General features: G+C 60.8%; 13 protein-coding genes. 10 read left to right on the top strand and 3 right to left on the bottom strand.

What is annotated here, in order from left to right; all coding sequences use genetic code 11:
* Positions 1–515: helix-turn-helix domain-containing protein (locus SO180_RS15145; protein ID WP_449379634.1), on the bottom strand; the 515-nt coding region annotated here is incomplete at its 3' end.
* 293 nt (positions 516–808) lie between these two features.
* On the opposite strand from SO180_RS15145, the gene SO180_RS15150 reads away from it, so the two are divergent.
* The 5 genes from SO180_RS15150 (at position 809) to SO180_RS15170 (ending at position 5,410) form a co-directional block, all read left to right on the top strand.
* Positions 809–1,474: a sensor histidine kinase gene (locus tag SO180_RS15150; protein ID WP_449379635.1), complete on the top strand. Its 666-nt coding sequence runs from the start codon at positions 809–811 to the stop codon at positions 1,472–1,474.
* A 108-nt stretch (positions 1,475–1,582) separates the two neighbouring features.
* Complete coding sequence (locus tag SO180_RS15155; RefSeq protein ID WP_449379636.1) at positions 1,583–3,016, top strand: NAD-dependent succinate-semialdehyde dehydrogenase; 1,434 nt, start codon at positions 1,583–1,585, stop codon at positions 3,014–3,016.
* Between the two features lie 60 nt (positions 3,017–3,076).
* Complete coding sequence (locus SO180_RS15160) at positions 3,077–3,733, top strand: NAD(P)H-binding protein (RefSeq protein WP_449379637.1); 657 nt, start codon at positions 3,077–3,079, stop codon at positions 3,731–3,733.
* Positions 3,734–3,839: 106 nt separating this feature from the next.
* Positions 3,840–4,355: an FUSC family protein gene (locus tag SO180_RS15165; RefSeq protein WP_449379638.1), complete on the top strand. Its 516-nt coding sequence runs from the start codon at positions 3,840–3,842 to the stop codon at positions 4,353–4,355.
* 296 nt (positions 4,356–4,651) lie between these two features.
* The gene (locus SO180_RS15170) at positions 4,652–5,410 is read left to right on the top strand and encodes an alpha/beta fold hydrolase (protein ID WP_449379639.1); all 759 of its coding nucleotides are present in this window, start codon (positions 4,652–4,654) and stop codon (positions 5,408–5,410) included.
* Between the two features lie 325 nt (positions 5,411–5,735).
* Here SO180_RS15170 and SO180_RS15175 read toward each other — a convergent pair whose 3' ends face one another.
* Together SO180_RS15175 and SO180_RS15180 are read right to left on the bottom strand one after the other, a co-directional pair.
* The gene (locus SO180_RS15175) at positions 5,736–6,236 is read right to left on the bottom strand and encodes a Dps family protein (RefSeq protein WP_449379640.1); all 501 of its coding nucleotides are present in this window, start codon (positions 6,234–6,236) and stop codon (positions 5,736–5,738) included.
* Positions 6,237–6,553: 317 nt separating this feature from the next.
* Positions 6,554–7,570 (bottom strand): aldo/keto reductase, encoded by a 1,017-nt coding sequence (locus SO180_RS15180; protein WP_449379726.1) that lies wholly within the window; start codon positions 7,568–7,570, stop codon positions 6,554–6,556.
* Positions 7,571–7,947: 377 nt separating this feature from the next.
* Here SO180_RS15180 and SO180_RS15185 point away from each other — a divergent pair, with 377 nt between their 5' ends.
* The 5 genes from SO180_RS15185 (at position 7,948) to SO180_RS15205 (ending at position 13,165) form a co-directional block, all read left to right on the top strand.
* Positions 7,948–8,772 carry a type 1 glutamine amidotransferase domain-containing protein gene (locus SO180_RS15185; RefSeq protein WP_449379641.1) on the top strand — a complete coding sequence of 275 codons (825 nt, stop codon included), beginning with the start codon at positions 7,948–7,950 and terminating at the stop codon, positions 8,770–8,772.
* A gap of 57 nt (positions 8,773–8,829) precedes the next feature.
* Complete coding sequence (locus SO180_RS15190; protein WP_449379642.1) at positions 8,830–9,129, top strand: putative quinol monooxygenase; 300 nt, start codon at positions 8,830–8,832, stop codon at positions 9,127–9,129.
* Between the two features lie 69 nt (positions 9,130–9,198).
* Positions 9,199–9,663 (top strand): (2Fe-2S)-binding protein, encoded by a 465-nt coding sequence (locus SO180_RS15195; protein WP_449379643.1) that lies wholly within the window; start codon positions 9,199–9,201, stop codon positions 9,661–9,663.
* Between the two features lie 8 nt (positions 9,664–9,671).
* On the top strand, positions 9,672–11,831 hold the full coding sequence (locus tag SO180_RS15200; protein ID WP_449379644.1) for a xanthine dehydrogenase family protein molybdopterin-binding subunit: 2,160 nt from the start codon (positions 9,672–9,674) through the stop codon (positions 11,829–11,831).
* On the top strand, positions 11,828–13,165 hold the full coding sequence (locus SO180_RS15205) for a c-type cytochrome (protein WP_449379645.1): 1,338 nt from the start codon (positions 11,828–11,830) through the stop codon (positions 13,163–13,165). Before SO180_RS15200 ends, SO180_RS15205 begins: the two co-directional genes overlap by 4 nt.
* The last annotated feature ends 269 nt before the right edge of the window (positions 13,166–13,434 follow it).

Here is a 13,434-nt window from a genome sequence, read left to right on the forward strand (position 1 = left end):
CCCTTGAACGCCCGCCGCCATGCGTGTGGATTGTGCCCCACCGTGCGCCGAAACAGGCGGCACAGAGCGGACTGGTCGACCAGGCCGCAGGCGACCGCAATTTGACTCAACGGCTCGTTGGTCGTGAGCATCAGCTTCTGGGCGCGTATGGTTCGCCTCATTGTCAGGTAGGAGTGAGGCGGCTGGCCAAAGCTCTTCTTGAATGCCCGCGAAAAGTAGCTGGGGCTGAGATTGACCACGCCTGCTAGTTCGGCTGTCGTCAGCGAGACGCTCAGATTGGCTTCGATATGCGCTTTCAGACGGCGCTCTTGCCAGGGAGCCAGCCGACCTGCGCTCGCGGATGGAGCATGCGCATTTTCGTCCAACGTTGCGCGCAAAATGTCCATCACGCAATCGATGAGCTGCCGGGCACGCGCTTGATCCGAGACGACGGCGTCGTCCGCGCTCCGAAGCAGTTCCATCATCGTATGCGCAGAAGCGAGCGAAGACGGTTCGGTCGGCGTATCGCCGCTCATTTTGCTGACAACATGCGCCGGCGTCGCCCCTGCGCCGTGGGACAGAGTGGTAGAGCCATCCATGATTCACCCAGTAGGAAATTGGCGTTGGAACCATGGGCGGCGGCTGCGCCAAGTGAAAGTTAAAGGTTGTAAAAAGAGGAAGGAGGCTCTCGCCGGATTTGTCCTCGATTTTACAGCACGAACGGGAAAGTCTCGGCGGTGCTGATCAAGGCAGGCGGCGCCGAATGGCTAGGATCCATCACGCAGGGAACGGTTGGCGGATGGAGTCGTGAGAGCCAGGAGCGCGCAACATGAGAGATATGTTCGAGTTTGCGGAGCTTAGCAAGGACACGTCGGTCGCGGATGTCGAAGACCACGTCCTGCTGAAGGAGATGTCCCATCGGATCAAGAACGAATATGCAGGCATCATCAATGCAATCTCGCTGCGCGCCCACAAGTCGCAGAGCACGGCAGTCAGGGCCGCCTTGACCGACGTGGCGACGCTCCTGATGCAGTTGTCGGATGTCCATCGGGCGCTGACGTTTCCCCCTGGTCGGCAGCCGGTCGAGGTCTGTGCGTATCTGCAGCGGCTGTGCGGCGCGGTGAGTGCTGTGCGGCTAAGGGATCGCAACATAAGGCTGCTGCTCGTCGAGTCCGAACCGCAATTTCTTGCGGCCGAAAGCTGCTGGAAGCTTGGGCTTGCCGTCTCCGAGCTCATTACCAATTCGTGCCGGCACGCATTTGGCCCGGTCGACGGCGTTATCCGGATCGAGTTGTCGAAGGCCGGGCCAATGGTGACATGCTGCATCTGCGACAATGGTTGTAACCGAGGTCAACGGCCGGCGGGACGGGGTCTGAAGCTCGTGAAATCCCTGGTGCAAAGCGTTGGAGGCACGTTCGATTGTGGCTTTGGAGACCGGGGCGCCATCACGCTGATCTCGATGCCCAGCAGCGGAACTCTTGGCGGCCTTCACTGAGGATTGCGGCGCGAGGTGACACTTTTACCTCTCTTTACTTGCTCGCCGATGCGGCGCAGGCAACGTTGGCAGGTCGAGAAAGCCCACCCAGGAGCAGGAGCGCGAGAGATGGCGGAAGCAAGAGCATTTGCAGCGGCCACACCCAATCTCTTTCAGACGATCAATCCAGCGACGGGTGAGAAGGGAGCAGCCTACCCCGGGCATAGCATCGACCACGCGTTGTCGATTGCCGCCAACGTTCATCGCGCGCAGACCACGTGGCGTCGGGTCGGCTTCAAGGATCGCGCTCCTTTGATGAAGAATGCCGCCAAAGTCATTCGCGACAATAGTTCGCGGTATGCCAAGCTCATGACGGAGGAGATGGGCAAGCCAGTGACCGATGGCCTTGCCGAGCTCGACAAATGTGCCTCCTGTTGTGACTATTTTGCCGAGGCCTCGGAAGGCTTTCTCAAGCCGAAACCTCTCGATATGAGCGTCGGCTATTCCGGCCCCGGCGCGCCACCCAAGGCGTTTGCGACCTTCAATCCCCTCGGCGTCATCCTTGCCGTCATGCCGTGGAATTTTCCGTTCTGGCAGGTCATCCGGTTCGCTGCGCCGCATCTGATGGCCGGCAACGGCGGCGTCTTGAAGCATGCGTCCAACGTGCCGGGATGCGCGTTAGCCCTGGAGGAGATTTTCAGGCTGGCGGGATTCCCCGTCGACCTGTTTCGAGCGGTGCTGCTGCCGTCGAAGGATTTGCGGCCACTGATCGAAGACCCGCACATCGCCGCGGTCACGCTGACCGGCAGCGTTGCCGCCGGGAAGTCGGTCGCCGCGATCGCCGGCGCAGTCATGAAGAAGGGCGTCTACGAGCTCGGCGGCTCCGACGGCTATATTGTGCTCGAGGATGCGGATCCGGTCGCCGCCGCCAGGATATGCGCGCGCGGGCGCATGGTGAACGGTGGCCAGAGCTGCATCGCTGCGAAGCGCTTTGTTGTGGTCGAGAGCGTCGGGCCGGCTTTCGAGAGCGCGCTCGTCGAGGAGATGAAGCGTTTCGAAATGGGAGACCCCAACGATGCGAAGACGCTTCTCGGGCCGATGGAAAGCGTGCATTCGCGGGATCAGATCGCAAGTCAGGTCAGTCAGAGCATCAAAAATGGTGCTCGGCTTCTGCTGGGTGGCGAGGCTCCGAAACGCGCCGGCGCCTGGTTTCCGGCAACGATCCTGTCGAACGTTCTGCCGGGCCAGGCGGCGCATGACGAGGAACTGTTCGGGCCCATTGCTGCGGTCATATCCGCCAAGGACGAGCGGGACGCGATTCGTATCGTGAATGCGAGCGAGTTCGGCCTGGGATCAGCGGTGATAACCGCTGACACCGCACGCGGCGAGCGCATCGCGGCGGAGGAGCTCGACGCCGGCGCGGCGTTCGTCAACCAGAACGTTAGGTCCGATCCGCGGCTGCCGTTCGGCGGGATCAAGAACAGCGGTTACGGCAGGGAAGTGTCGGAGTTCGGCATCCGGGAGTTTTGCAACATCAAGACGGTTTTCGTCGAGAAGCTGTAGGAGTGTCGGGCCCCTGGCTGAAGGGCCGAGTATGAGGCGCACTGCCCTGGCGAGGAAAAAATGAAGATCTTCATTGTCGGCATTTCCGGAGAGACCGGGTTCAGGCTTGCGGCCCTGCTCAAAAGCCGCGGCGATGAGGTCGATGGTTTATATCGGCGGGCTCAGCAAGGCGAAAAACTGCGGTCGATTGGCGTTGCCGGCACTCTCGGCGATCTCGTTCGGATCGATGAGACGAAACTGGTGGCCCACTTCTCAGGAAGCGATGTCATAGTCTTCGCAGCTGGCGCCGGCGAGGCCGACAGCGATGCCATGATCGACACCGTTGATGGTGACGGCGTAACCAAATCGATCGTTGCTGCCCGAGGCGCTGGCGTCAAGCGCTTCATCCTTGTCTCGGTATTTCCCGAAGCCGGGCGCCAGAAAGGATGGGGTGAAAGCTTCGAGCATTACATGGCAGTGAAAAAGCGTACCGATGTGGAGTTAGCTCGGACTGACCTGGACTGGATTATCTTGCGTCCTTCCTCTCTCAACAATGAAAGAGGTGTTGGCACAGTTAGCCTGGGGCCAGCGGAGTTCCACACGAGCATTCGTCGTGATGACGTTGCGGCGACAATCGTGGAATTGGTTCACACGCCAGCTCTACGACGTAGAATCCTGGAATTGACGGAAGGTACGATGCCCATAGAGCGCGCCGTCAGAATGCAGATCGACGGCTGAAAGAGACGCTGTCGGCTCATCGCACTCATCGCTTGGCGGAAGTGGCCATGAGAGATCGATTATCATGAAGAAACTCACAGCCTGGGAATTAATCTACGCGTTCGCGATGGCGATCGCTTGCGCGGTCTCTTACCTCCTGACAACCGAATTGCTCGGCGGCTTCATCGATCGCGGCGATACTCTCCTCGGAGGTATGTGGGCTGCTGTCGCGACTCTGTTCGTGTTCCGCGAGACCCGAGAAGGGAGCGTTTCGGCGGGGATATCGCGGCTGACCGCGACCTTTGTGAGCTTCGTCCTGAGTTTCATCTACATCGCTTTTCTTCCTGTCAATGCGGCCGGTATCGGTCTCGTTATTGGCGTGGGGACCATCGTGATGCTGTTCCTGGGACGGCGCGAGGACATTGTGACCACCGGGATCACGACAACTGTTGTGCTGGTGGTCGCTGCCATCGACCCGAAGCATGCGCTGGCGCAACCGTCGCTCCGTCTGCTCGACACGGTCGTTGGGATTGGTGTCGGCATGCTGGCGAAATGGGCCGGGTCTTATGCCGTGGCCCGCGCCGGGATTATCCCAGTTTCCGACAACGCGTCGCATTCGACGGCGAGGCAGGCCGAGGCATGACCAGCTCCGGCCAGTTTGGGCTGACTTGCCTGAGGAAATGCCATGCCAATCGCCGAAGTCTCCGAGCACGTCCACGCCGAGCGCTTTACATCTTTAAACTGGTTTTATTCCGACCAGACGCTTCTACTAGCTGCGCAAAGCACCGGCCTGAGAGGAAGATCACGACGATCGCTTCCGTCGCAGCCAACCTTTCAAAGCAAGGCGATGATCAGGCCGCTCCCTGCAACATTCGATCGTCTCGTGTCGACTGTGAATACGGCAAAATCAATCCTCCCATCAAATGAAGGAACGTAGCTATGAAATCGTACAAGAGCGCTATGGGCTTGAGCCTCCTGACCGCGATGGTTGCGATCGCCCAGCCAGTTTGGGCTACCGAGCCGAAAGCCAAGACCGCCGTCCTTGTCCATGGCGCATTCGCGGATGGTTCGAGCTGGGAGAAGGTCATTCCGTATCTCGAGAAGGCCGGGCTCAAGGTCGTTGCCGTCCAGAACCCACTCGACTCGCTGGACAACGACGTCGCGGCGACCAAACGGGCAATCCGGAACGCGGAAGGTCCCGTCGTCCTCGTCGGCCATTCATGGGCCGGTGCCGTCATCACCGAGGCGGGTAACGACGACAAGGTCAAATCGCTCGTCTATGTGGCGGCCTACGCACCCGACAAAGGCGAGTCCGTAAAGAGCGCGACTTCGAAATATCCAGATCCGGAGAGCTTGAAAACGTTCGTCAAGGACCCCGACGGTTATCTCACGATCAGCGAGGAAGGTATCAAGAAATATTTCGCGGCCGACCTTCCGCCCAAGGAGCAGGCGGTCGTAGCTGCGACGCAGGGACCTTTCCACATCAGGACGCTCGGCGCTACGATCAGCCAGGCCGCGTGGCGGGAGAAGCCGACCTTCATGGTCGTTGCGACCAAGGATGCGATCATTCCGCCACAAATGGAGAAGGACCAGGTGAAGGCGGCCAAGGCGACGGCGATCGAGGTGCCGTCGAGTCACGTCGCGATGCTCGCGTTCCCGAAGGAAGTCTCCGAACTGATCATCAAGGCGGCGGAGTAACGCAACGCCGTTCCCAACTGGACAAATCCCTGGGCCGCGCTCGTCTGGCGCGGCTCCTGGGTCAGTGGCACGGGTTGAGGGCTCACGCCGCCTCTTCGGGCCGCAGATCTCAAGCTTTTGGGATTGTTTGGCTTCGACCGCGTCGACGCGCACAAGTCGGCCAGGTTCAGAATCGCTAAGGCGTCGTCGCGGCGGGACCGATCGCCATTCGCTTTCGGCTATCTCTCAGAGTGCGAACGCCGCCGACGGCGTCGTCCACACTCGTTCCAGGGACGGGATCTTTCCGTGTACGATCATTGCGGCGGGGAATCAGGCAGGCGGGGAATCAGGCAGATCGTGTGGCTTCGAAGAGGAACCAGGCCCGCCGCTCTGCCTGGTCGGTCCAGCCGTCGAGCAGTCCCGAAGTGCCGTTGTCCCTGGCTTCATCAACGAGCACTTTCGCTTCGCGGAGCGCACGAACCAGCGCGAAATTGTCCTCGCGGAGTTCGGCGAGCATGTCGTCCGCCGGCACGAATTCGGCATCATTATCCTTGATTGTCTGCCGGCGAGCGATGTCTCCGATGGATCGCAGGGTTGTATTGCCAGTCTTGCGAACTCGCTCGGCGATGTCGTCGACGACCGAGAAGATTTCCGTCGCCTGGTCGTCCAGCAACAAATGGTAGTCGCGAAAATGTGGCCCGGCCATGTGCCAATGAAAATTCTTGGTCTTGAAATAGAGGGCGAGCATATCCGCCAGGATCGTGTTGAGTGCGTTGGTCGCAGTGGTGGTGTTCCGCAGCGCCAAGGCTGATGTGGAATCAGGTGTTGGTATGCGAGCTGGAATCATTATCATCTCCTGACGTTCATGCGGCGAGCCGCGATGGAATGCGATGAAAAAGGACGATCGGGGCGCCCCGGGGGAGGGACTCGGGCGGATTGCGCCCCGACCTACGCATGGCACGCTGCCATCCGTATGGCACTTGGCATTGGAGAGACGTGCGCTGATGGGCCAGACTTTCCGAAAGCCAAAGTCGTCAGACGTTTCTAAACCTGTCGCAAGAGTAGAACCACACGATACCCGGCTCAATTAAATCGGCGTAACGGCCCGTAAAATCTTGCACGGTACAGAATTTATCTGGCGTGGGACGCTAGTGAATTGACGCCTTATCTATCGATCGGCAGAGGCGCCTCTGCCGCCACAAGCCCTTTCTTTCGCAAGGCTAGCCAAAACTCAGCGGGAATTTTGGTCTTGAGCGCTGCGTGATCTTCGCGGATGCGTCCGGGTTTGCTGGCCCCGGGAATGACTGCGGCCGACGCCGGGTGCGCCAGAGAGAAGTGCAGTGCCGCTGCCTTGATGGGTATGTTGTATTCCGCACACAGGACCGAGATCTTCTCGACCTTGGCGGCAATCGCCGGCGGCACCGCCCCGTATTCGAAGTGACGCCCGCCTGCAAGCACTCCGGAGCTATACGGGCCGCCGATCACGATATCGACTTTCTTGCGCTGTGCGGCGGGCATCAGCCTCTGCAGCGCCACCTCATGATCGAGGAGAGTATACCGGCCGGCGAGCAAGGTCGCATCCGGGTCCGCCTCGGTGAGCCCGAGCAGAAGCTCCACGGGTTCGACCCTGTTCACGCCGAGGCCCCATCCCTTGATCACGCCCTCGTTGCGTAGTTTCGACAGAGCTCGGAAGGCCCCCGTGCGAGCGGTTTCAAACATTGCAAGCCAGCGATCGCCGTAAAAATCCTGGGCGATATCGTGAACCCACACGAAGTCGATATGGTCGACCTTCATGCGCTTGAGGCTGTCCTCGATCGATTTCATGGTGCCATCGGCCGAGTAATCGGGGACGATCTTGTTGGGGCGGCCGTGTTTGAAGATGTCGCCCTTCTCGCCGTGGTCCCGGGCGCTCGGATCTTCGACTTCGTCGAGGATCAGCCGGCCGACCTTTGAACTAAGAACGTATTCGCTGCGAGTTCGCCTTGAGAGCGCTTTGCCGAGGCGAATCTCTGCGAGCCCGGCTCCGTAGAATGGAGCGGTATCGAAAAATCGCGTGCCCGCGTCCCAGGCCGCATCGACCGTCGCAAGTGCCTCATTCTCGGGGATATCCCGATACATGTTGCCGAGCGGTGCTGTGCCGAACCCGAGCGGCGCGGCCAACAGTGCTTCCCTGATTCTCATTTGAACCTCCGGTGACGATGAAGTTGGCGTTGCCGATGTCGCGCGGAGTTGATTGCGTCCATCTCCAGTCGGCAAGAGCGCCACTTCCGCGAGTCTATGTTGCGGATTTGCAGCTGACGAATAGCGATTTGTAAATTGAGGAAAATCGCTCGCCGCGAGACCAATGCGAGACCTTGGAGCTCAGAGCCTAAGGGACTCTCCCGCTGTTCGACGTTTTACATCTCTTTACGGGCGTCCGTGCCCGCTTCCGATTATCTGTGACGGCGACAATGGTGCCCGCGTGCTGATCTCGCAACAGGGCATTGGCTGCCGGCAGATCCAGTACGTCGACGTGGAGCTGCTGCGACCCATTCAGAAACGAACGGAAGGCTGACACCATGAGCAAGGCAAAGGTGCTTGTCGTTGGATCCAATGCCACCCAGATCGAAGTGCAGGGTGGCAAATGGGGGCCAACCGGAAATTATCTCAACGAGACCGTCGTTCCGATCATGGCGCTGATCGGAGCCGCCTACGACGTTCAGCTCGCCACGCCGGACGGCACCAAGCCTCACATGGACAAGGCCTCGGACTCGGCTGCGCACTTTGGCGGTGACACCGCCGCCTATGCCCGCGCCAGGGCGTTCTGGAGCGATGATCCCGCGATGAACCAGATTCAGTCCCTCGGTGCGGTGATCGAAAGGGGATTGGACGGCTACGCCGGGGTGTTCGTGCCGGGCGGCCAGGCGCCGGTCGTCGATCTGATGCAGGACCGGCAGATGGGCGAAGTGCTTCGCCACTTCCATGACCATGCAAAGCCGACGGCGCTGCTCTGCCATGGTCCGATTGCGCTTGTCTCGGCGATGTCGCCTGCGCGTGAATTCCGCGCGGCCTTGATGGCCGGCGATGAGTCGAAGGCGAAGCAGTTAGCCAAGGGGTGGCCGTATGCCGGTTATCGGATGACGATCTTTTCCGCCTCGGAAGAGAAGTGGGTCGAAAAGGAGATCCTGCATGGGAAGATGTACTTCACCATGCCGCAGGCGCTCAGCGCAGCGGGAGGCGACGTGGCGACGACGCAGGTCGATTTCGAGCCCCACGTGATCGTTGATCGTGAGCTCATCACTGGCCAGAACCCGCGCTCGGATCATTCGGTCGGTGAGGCGCTGGTCAAGGCGCTCGATAAGGCAGTCACTCAACGTCAGCCTGGTGCAGCCGCTTCCGCCTGACCGGCGGAACGGCCGGTGGAGCTCGCGCGACGATGAGCCGACCACAAGGAGAGATCAGTGGCAACTCACATGAAAACGACGGCGCTGCTCAAGGCCCAGCCCGGAAAGGCGGGCGAATTGATCGCTCTGTTGCGTGGTTTGGCAGGCCATAGCCGCTCCGAGCCGGGCAACCTTCGCTGGGACCTTTGGCAAGATCAGAACGACGAGACAAATTTCATCGTCGACGAGCTCTACAAGGATATCGAATCGGTACAAGCCCATCGGGCAACACCGCACTTCCAGAACTACGCATCCAGGATCAACGACCTCGCGACCAGGACAGCTGTGACTTCGCATCCTTTGGACGTGGTCTCATAAGGCTGTCGGACAGCCGTGCGCCGCATCTATATCGCGCTGAGCCGAGCCGAGCAGATAGCAGGAGTCCATATGGCAACGACGCTGAATATCAACGGTCAGGAAAGATCGTTCGAAGCGCCTTCCGAAATGCCTTTGCTATGGGTGCTGCGCGATATTCTTGGATTCACCGGTACGAAGTTCGGCTGTGGCATGGCGCAGTGCGGTGCCTGCACGGTGCATGTCGATGGCAAGCCGGTCCGCTCGTGCGTGCTCCCCGTCGGCAATCTTCAAAGCCGCACGATAACCACCATCGAAGGCATCGCCGCGACCCCGGTGGGGGCCCGGGTGCAGAAGGCCTGGCTTGACCTCGAGGTCGTGCAGTGCGGCTATTGCCAGTCCGGTCAGATCATGTCGGCGGCGGCGCTATTGGCATCGACGCCGGATCCCGACGATTCCGATATCGACGCAGCCATGGCGGGCAACATCTGCCGCTGCGGCACTTATGTACGTATCCGGGCCGCCATCAAACGGGCGGCCGCCGCTCAGAAGGCGTAGGTGACGTCATGTCCAAATCGCCGAATGTCTCGCGTCGTCGGGTTCTCGGCGGCGCATTGGCAACTGGTTTTGTGTTCGCCTTCCATCTCCCGGTCGATGCCGCCGGGCCCGTGAAGGATTCAGCCGGAGGGACGTTTGCGCCAAACGCGTATATCCGGATCGACGGAGCCGGTCTCGTCACGCTGGTGATGCCGCAGGTGGAAATGGGGCAAGGCATCTACACGGGCGTTGCCACGATCCTCGCCGAAGAACTCGATGCAGACCTGACCCAGGTCGCGCTCGAGCATGCGCCACCGGACGAGAAGCTCTATGCCAACTCATTGCTGGGCGTTCAGGCCACCGGCGGATCGACCTCGGTTCGTGCATTCTGGACTCCGTTGCGGAAAGCGGGCGCCACCACCCGGGCCATCCTCGTCAAGGCCGCCGCGGAGCGGTGGCAAGTCACGCCGGAGAGTTGCAGCACGATCCAGGGCACGGTGGTTCACAATGAAAGCGGCCGCAAGCTTCGCTATGGCGAGCTCGTGGAGGCCGCCGGCAAGTTATCACCGCCGGGCGACGTTGCGCTGAAGGATCCCAAGGATTTCGTCCTGATCGGAAAGCCGCTGAAGAGGCTCGATACGCCGGACAAGGTCAACGGCAAGGTGATCTACGGCATCGACACCATGATGGCCGGCCTGAAATTTGCGACGCTGGCGCAATGCCCGGTTTTTGGCGGCAAGGTTACGAAGATCGACGACGAGGCTGCAAGGAAAATCTCGGGTGTGCGGCAGATCATAGCGTTGGACGACCTGGTCGCCGTCGTCGGGGATCATATGTGGGCCGCCAAGTGCGGGCTCGAAGCACTCGACATCACCTGGGACGAAGGCAAGAACGCCAACCTCAGTTCCAAGGACATCTGGGAGCATCTTCGCACGGCGAGCGAGGGTGCGGGCGTCGTCGCAAAATCCGTCGGGGATGTCGCCAAGGTGCTCAATTTTGGCGAGTCGTATGATGCGTCCTACGAAATGCCATTTCTTGCGCACGCGACGATGGAGCCCCTGAACTGTACCGTCCATGTTACGCCGAATTCGTGTGATGTCTGGGTGGGAACGCAGATCATTGCGCGCGCGCAGTCGGTCGCCGCAAAAGCCGCCGGTCTTTCTGAAGACAAGGTGGCGATCCACCAGCATCTTCTGGGCGGAGGGTTCGGACGCAGGCTCGAGGTCGACATGATCGCCGCCGCCGTGCGGATCGGCAGCAAGGTTGATGGGCCTGTCAAGATCATCTGGACGCGCGAAGAGGACATCCAGCATGACCTCTACCGTCCGATCTATCATGACAGCATTTCGGCGAGGCTGACCGGCGACAAGGTGATCGCCTTCAAGTACCGCGTCGCCGGCTCATCCGTGATCGCGCGTTGGTTGCCGCCCGCCTTCAAGGAGGGCATCGATATCGACGCTGTCGATAGCGCCGTCGACATGCCCTACGACATTCCGAATTTCCAGGTGGATTATGTCCGCGTCGAACCGCCCGCCGTTCCGACCGGCTTTTGGCGCGGCGTCGGTCCAAACAACAATGTGTTCGCGATCGAATGCTTCATGGACGAACTGGCGCGCAAGGTGAACAAGGATCCGGTTGCATTTCGACGTGACATGCTCGGGAAGACGCCACGGATCCGTCACGTGCTGGATCTGGCGGCGGAAAAGTCGAACTGGGGCCAGCCGTTGCCGCCGCGTGTGGGCCGCGGCGTCAGCGTGCAGCCGACCTTCAATAGTTCGATCGCTACCGTCGTCGAGGCGGAAGTTGACACCGGCGGCGACGTCTACATTCGGAGGGTGACGCTCGCCGTGGATTGCGGCCTCACCGTCAATCCGGACACCGTCGTCGCGCAGGTCCAGGGTGGTATGATCTTCGGTCTGACCGCTGCATTGTATGGTGAAATCACGTTGGAGAAGGGCCGCGTCCAGCAGTCAAATTTCCATGACTATCGCATGCTGCGTATCGACCAGGTCCCGAAGATTGATGTCCACCTCGTGAAAAGCGGGGAGGCGCCGGGCGGGATCGGTGAGGCGAGCGTGGTCGGAGGTCCTCCTGCGTTGCGTAACGCCATCTATGCGGCGACGGGCATTGCATTGCGCCGGCTTCCGATCGACCGGCAATTGATCGCGGAGAAGAAGCCGTGGTTATGAGAGCCATTGTTGTGAAGTCCGTGATCGGGGCCGCTGTTCTCGGCGCGGTCGTTGCGCTGGGCGCAGTTTGGTACGTTCGAGGGCCGGGTCCGTTGGCGTTCACCGGCGGCAAGAATGTTGCCGTGGCGGACTACAAGGACGGGGATCCCACGGGTGTGCCTGCCGAGATGAGACAGGACAGCCTTCTCGAGCGCGGCAAATATCTTACGGAGGCGGCGGACTGCGTGGTCTGCCATACGGCGCCGGGCGGCAAGAAATATGCGGGTGGCTTTGCGTTCAAGCTTCCGTTCGGGACCATGTACTCGACCAACATCACGCCGGATCCGGAGACGGGCATCGGCAAGTACACCGACCAGGAATTCCTGGATGCGATGCATCGGGGCGTCCGCCGCGATGGCGCGCGGCTCTATCCGGCAATGCCCTACACGTCCTACACGTTTGTCACTGATGCCGATGCTCTCGCGATCAAGGCCTACCTTTTCAGTCTGGCGCCGGTACGCGCCGTGCCGCCGGCAAACACGCTGTTGTTTCCTTTCAATCAGCGCTGGGCCATGACGTTCTGGTCGTTGGTGTTCAATCCCGATACGCGCTTTCGGCCTGATGCGTCGCAGAGCCTGAAGTGGAATCGCGGTGCCTACCTGGCCGAAGCGCTGGCACATTGCGGCGAATGCCATACGCCACGCAACATCGGCTTTGCGCTCGACAACCGGAAGAAATTTGCCGGGGCGCCGGTGGCAGGGTGGCATGCCACCGACATCTCTTCCGACAAGACTACCGGCCTCGGCGGCTGGACCGACGATGACATCGCCTCTTATCTTTCGACCGGACATGTGTCAGGCCGCGGCACTGCATCGGGACCGATGGGCGAAGCCGTCGATCACTCCTTCAGCAGGATGACGAAGGCCGATATCGAGGCGATGGTTACGTTCCTGCGAAGCGTTCCGCCCACGATGTCATCCGATGTTGCGTCAAAGTCAGCGCCAGCGCCGGTGTCCCACAAGGACGGCGTGACCGCCAGCCTGCTCGGCAAGAAGGTCTTCGAGGGTGCTTGCGTGAGCTGTCACGGCTGGAGCGGCGAGAGCGCGGTCTCGAAGTTTGCGACTCTGACAGGGAGCGCCGCCGTCAACGATCCGAGCGCGATGAATGTCGCGCAGATCGTGATCAGCGGCACGAGACGCCTGACCCCGGATAGCGCGCTGTCGATGCCTTCTTTCGGTCAGGCGTTCTCCGACGATGAGATTGCCGCGGTTGTCAACTACGTCACCGCGCGCTTTGGAGCCAAGGGCTCGGCGCTCACGGCACGCGATATTGCCGACCTGCGAGCGCAGAACTAGGCTCCAGCGTAAACGAGGCGGGCCATCGCAACGGTGCCGAAGATGGCGCCTGCTCAAGACATGGGATCCGTCATGCCGTGCTCATACAACTGCCCGACTCTTGGGGGCGCCTTGGCTTGCTCCTGCGACACCACGCGCTTGCGGCAGAGTGAGCGCGCTGCCCGTGTCTTCGCGGAAGAGAAGGAGGAAACTCATGACGATCGACATTTCTCGTTGGCCCCTGCTCGGCCTCGGGGCCCCGACGCTCTCAGACTCGCAAGAAGCATCCC

This window comes from Bradyrhizobium sp. UFLA05-112 (genome assembly GCF_053572325.1).